General features: G+C 48.4%; 2 protein-coding genes and 2 pseudogenes. 2 read left to right on the top strand and 2 right to left on the bottom strand.

Translation table 11 applies throughout. The features are described from left to right. Positions 1-180: pseudogene (locus H6F50_RS14690) on the bottom strand (alpha-ketoglutarate-dependent dioxygenase AlkB); the annotation flags it as partial. A gap of 307 nt (positions 181-487) precedes the next feature. Between H6F50_RS14690 and H6F50_RS14685 the strand changes: the two are divergent. Then, entirely contained in the window at positions 488-913 is a 426-nt protein-coding gene (locus H6F50_RS14685; protein ID WP_190429268.1) for a type IIL restriction-modification enzyme MmeI, read from the top strand. Continuing rightward, positions 914-4,393 carry a DUF559 domain-containing protein gene (locus tag H6F50_RS27140; protein WP_190429267.1) on the top strand — a complete coding sequence of 1,160 codons (3,480 nt, stop codon included), beginning with the start codon at positions 914-916 and terminating at the stop codon, positions 4,391-4,393. A gap of 12 nt (positions 4,394-4,405) precedes the next feature. Here H6F50_RS27140 and H6F50_RS27135 read toward each other — a convergent pair. Continuing rightward, a pseudogene (locus H6F50_RS27135) lies at positions 4,406-4,495 on the bottom strand (IS1 family transposase); the annotation flags it as partial.

Here is a 4,495-nt window from a genome sequence, read left to right as displayed (position 1 = left end):
GGCATACCAAGCCGTCAGTCTGGGTTGAGGCATTGAGCGCCCGTAGATGCTAATCCAGTCTTGTCGCCAGTCGATTGTTTCAGTCAGTTGTGTGAGCAAGCGATCGCTTTCCTGCCCATCCAGCAGAGACGGGTAGAACACGATATCTGCGTCAGGCAGTTGGAGAGGCGCACTGAGCATAATACAAACAAAACTGAGGGCGGCAAGAAATCAGCTTTCCAGAACCCTAACCGACAACAGGTAATCCTGCCAGAGCCATCGCTACTTCCTCCTCCTCTAAGCAAAACTTGGGCAAGGTCGAAGTTTCGAGTTCAGAGGTCGGAAGGTGAGGGTTGGAGGGTGGAATTTCTCATAAAACCTCGACAGTCCAAGTTGAGAGTTTGTAGGTTGGGGGTGTAAACGGGAATACTAACCATGAGGAGATGATTTCACAATCGCCTCATAGGATTCTGTCCCCCAATTTCCTGACCTCCAAAACAAGCCATTCATGACTCCATCCGATGCAGCCCGAATTGAGCAGTTTATTACCCGTTGGCAAAATTCTAGTGGCAATGAGCGTGCTAACTATCAAATGTTCTTTTCGGAACTATGTGATGCGCTGGGAGTGAAGCGTCCGGATGTGAAGGGTAGTGTGACAGGCGATCCGTACTGTTTTGATAAAGACATCACGATTTATCATCCCAGCGGCAAGAAAACACCGGGTTATATTGACCTCTACAAAGCCGATCATTTTTTGATTGAGGCGAAGCAGGGCAGTGAAAAATCCGGCAAAGGAACGGCAAAACGCGGCACGAATTCTTACCTCAAGGCAATGGAAGCAGCATTTGTGCAGGCGATCGCCTATACCCGCAATTTACCCAGTAAACCTCCATTTCTGTTGACCTGTGATATTGGCGATCACTTTGAGCTGTAGATGGGCTTCAGCGGTGATTATGGTGGATATGGAGCGCGTCAGGATATTAGCCTGACTGCTCTGCGAAAGCCAGAGATTTTTGATCTGTTTGTTGACATCTTTACCGATCCGCAAAAGCGCAACCCTGAAAAGATTGCGGCGAAGGTGACGCGAGAGGTAGCGGCAGATTTAGCGGAATTATCAAAGCGGTTAGAAGGTCTGCATGAACCGGAAGAGGTTGCCCATTTCCTCATGCGTTGCATCTTCACCATGTTTGCTGAAGATGTGGGGCTATTGAAGGAGCATTTGTTTATGGATGCGTTGGAGACGCGATGGTTGCCCAATCCCAAGAGTTTTAAGCCGGAGGTAGAAGCTCTCTGGCAGGCAATGAATGATGGGACAAGCTTTGGCTTTTATGGCAGGTTGTTGAAATTTAATGGGGGGTTATTTGCCGAGGCAAGGGCGTTTGACTTGACGGCGGATCAGCTTCGGGTGTTGCTAACCGCAGCGAAGCGGGAATGGAAGGATGTAGAGCCTGCGATTTTTGGCACGTTGTTGGAACGGGCATTGGATTCAAAGGAACGCAGCAAACTGGGGGCACACTATACCCCTCGATCATATGTGGAGCGGTTGGTGCGTCCGGTGGTAATGGAACCGTTGCGGGAACAGTGGGATCTGGTGCAGGGGGAAGTGAAGCAAATTTTGGGGGATGGGTCAAAAGAGCCGACTGCTGCCCAGAAGAAGAAAGCTGTTGCAGCATTGGAAGGGTTTCTGACAGAGTTACGCCAGGTGCGAATTCTCGATCCGGCGTGTGGATCGGGAAATTTCTTGTATGTGACGCTGGATTTGATGAAGCAACTAGAGTCGGAGGTGTTGCGCCGTCTGGAAGATGTGACAGGTCAAGCACAGTTACGGTTGGATATTGCTCAGGTGAACCCATCACAGTTTTTGGGGATTGAGATTAACCCCCGTGCGGCGGCGATCGCAGATTTGGTGATCTGGATTGGTTATTTGCAGTGGCACTTCAGACAGTTTGGCGACATTCCTCCCGTAGAGCCTGTTTTGCGCGAATACAAAAACATTGAATGCCGGGATGCTGTGTTGACGTATGACGGTAAGGAAGAGGATGTTGACCCGAAGACAGGCAAGGTGAGAACACGATGGGGCGGACGGATGATGAAGCATCCGGTGACGGGGGAAATGGTTCCCGATCCGAGCGATCGCATTCCGATTTATCGGTATATAAATGCGCGTCCTGCGGAGTGGCAGGAGGCAGATTATGTAGTGAGTAATCCCCCATTTATTGGGAATGCCTGGATTCGTGAAAGATTGGGAGATGGGTATGCTGAAACTCTCCGTAAAGAGTATAAAGATGTACCTGATACAGTAGATTACGTCATGTATTGGTGGCACAAAGCGGCAGAATTATCTAGAGCCAACCGTATTAATCGGTTTGGCTTCATCACAACAAATAGCATTCATCAAGTTCGCCAAAGAAAAGTTATTGATTTCCATCAAAATAAAAAAGAGCCAATTCGCTTGATATTTGCGATCGCGGATCATCCCTGGACAAATGAGGGGGCAGCGGTCAGAATTGCAATGACTGTAGGACAAGCGGATTCATCAAATATTGTTCAAGTTGCACAGCTTGGAACGGTTGTTCAAGAAGTGGATGCAGAAACACCAGAAGATTCGGCAGAGCAAGTTGAAGTCATAGTAAAGAATGTAGGAAGTATTTTTAGTCATCTTAAGGCTGGAGCAAACATTGCAAGTACTATTTCATTGAAAAGTAACGCTAGTATATGTTGCCCAGGCATGAAGCTTCATGGAATGGGGTTTTGTGTGACGCAAAAAGAGGCAATCAATCTAGAGTCTGAAGTAATTTATCCCTATCTGAATGGACGCGATTTGCTTCAATCTACAAGAAATTCCTTAGTGATTGATCTTTATGGTCTAAGTGAGAAAGAAGTTTTTGAAAGATATCCTAAAGTCTATCAGTGGGTACGTGAAAGAGTTAAGCCGGAAAGAGATCAGAACAATCGTGCGATATACCGTCAGAACTGGTGGATTTTTGGGGAGCCTCGCACCAACTTTAGACCTGCTTTGAAGGATTTAAGCAGCTATATTACAACAGTTGAAACTGCCAAGCATCGTGTGTTTGTATTTTTGGCTCATGATGTTGTTCCAGACAATATGTTGATTGCGATCGCTCTTGATGATGCTTATTTCTTAGGAGTTCTCTCTAGCAAAATTCATGTAACCTGGGCGCTTGCAGCAGGAGGAACACTAGAAGATAGACCGCGCTACAACAAAACTCGTTGCTTCGATCCCTTCCCCTTCCCAGAACCCACACTCGAACTCAAACAAAAAATCCGCGAACTGGGCGAACGCCTCGATGCCCACCGCAAGCGTGTTCAGGCACAGCATCCCGATGTCACCATCACTGCCATGTATAACCTGGTGGAAAAGATCCGCGCAGGGGTCGAACTCACCGATAAAGACCGGGAATTTAACAACAAAGCGTTGGTTTCCACGCTGAAGCAAATCCATGATGAGTTGGATGTAGCAGTGTTTGAGGCGTATGGGTGGGAGGATTTGATTTCGCCCTCACCCCTAACCCCTCTCCCAGAGGGCGAGGGGAACCGGAATTTAGATCGGCTCCCTTCTCCCTTGGGGAGAAGGGCTGGGGATGAGGGAATTTCTAAGCTAGCAGGACGTACTAGGCAGATTCCATCGGAACTGCTGCAACGAGCGAAGGAGCTTAGGCAGCAGCAAACTCCGGCAGAAAAGCTGTTGTGGGAGTGTTTGCGCGATCGCCGCTTATACGATGCCAAGTTCCGCAGGCAACATAATCTAGGGCAGTTTATTGCTGACTTTTACTGCCATGCGGCTCGCCTAGTCATCGAACTAGATGGCAAAATTCATCAACAGCCACAGCAACAGCAGAGAGATAGCGATCGCGACCAATGGATGCAGGCGAATGGCTTCACGGTTTTGCGCTTCCGTAATGAAGAGGTTTTTAGTAACACAGAAGCTGTTTTGGAGACTATTGCTCAGGCATTGCCCTCACCCCTAACCCCTCTCCCAGAGGGCGAGGGGAACCGGAATTTAGATCGGCTCCCTTCTCCCTCAGGGAGAAGGGCTGGGGATGAGGGAAAAAGCACTGAGCATGAGAGCATTAATGAGATTATTTTGGAACGCTTGGTCGCCTTAAATGCAGAACGCGCTCAAGAAGAACGCAATGGGTTTATTCGCTGGCTGCGTCCTGAGTATCAGGCTCCCGGTGAAGCACATATTCAGCAAGTGATTGAAGGTATCGCTGAAGTCGAAGAGGAAACTGCGATCGCCCCCGTTGAACAACAAAAATTTCCCAAAGCCTTCAAAGATCAACTCGCTGCGGTGCGCGATTTGCTCCGCACTCAAGGCGGCGAATGGACAGTGGAGCAAATTGCGGCTCAATTCAAAGGCGCATCTCGACAAAAACAAATTAGGCGTTGCTGAAATTGTAATGAACTAAGCGGGTAGAGGAACAGTTCGATACTTCAAGTAGTGAAGCAGCAAACGGAGCGAACACTTCAACATCTCAAGTGATTTGGAGTAGCA

Origin of the sequence: Coleofasciculus sp. FACHB-712, assembly GCF_014695635.1 — a bacterium.
Lineage (GTDB): Bacteria > Cyanobacteriota > Cyanobacteriia > Cyanobacteriales > FACHB-T130 > FACHB-T130.
This window is presented reverse-complemented; position numbering and strand designations above follow the sequence as displayed.

Coding starts and splice junctions, on each gene's coding strand:
- H6F50_RS14685 (WP_190429268.1), top strand. CDS start 488: ATGACTCCATCCGATGCAGCCCGAATTGAGCAGTTTATTACCCGTTGG.
- H6F50_RS27140 (WP_190429267.1), top strand. CDS start 914: ATGGGCTTCAGCGGTGATTATGGTGGATATGGAGCGCGTCAGGATATT.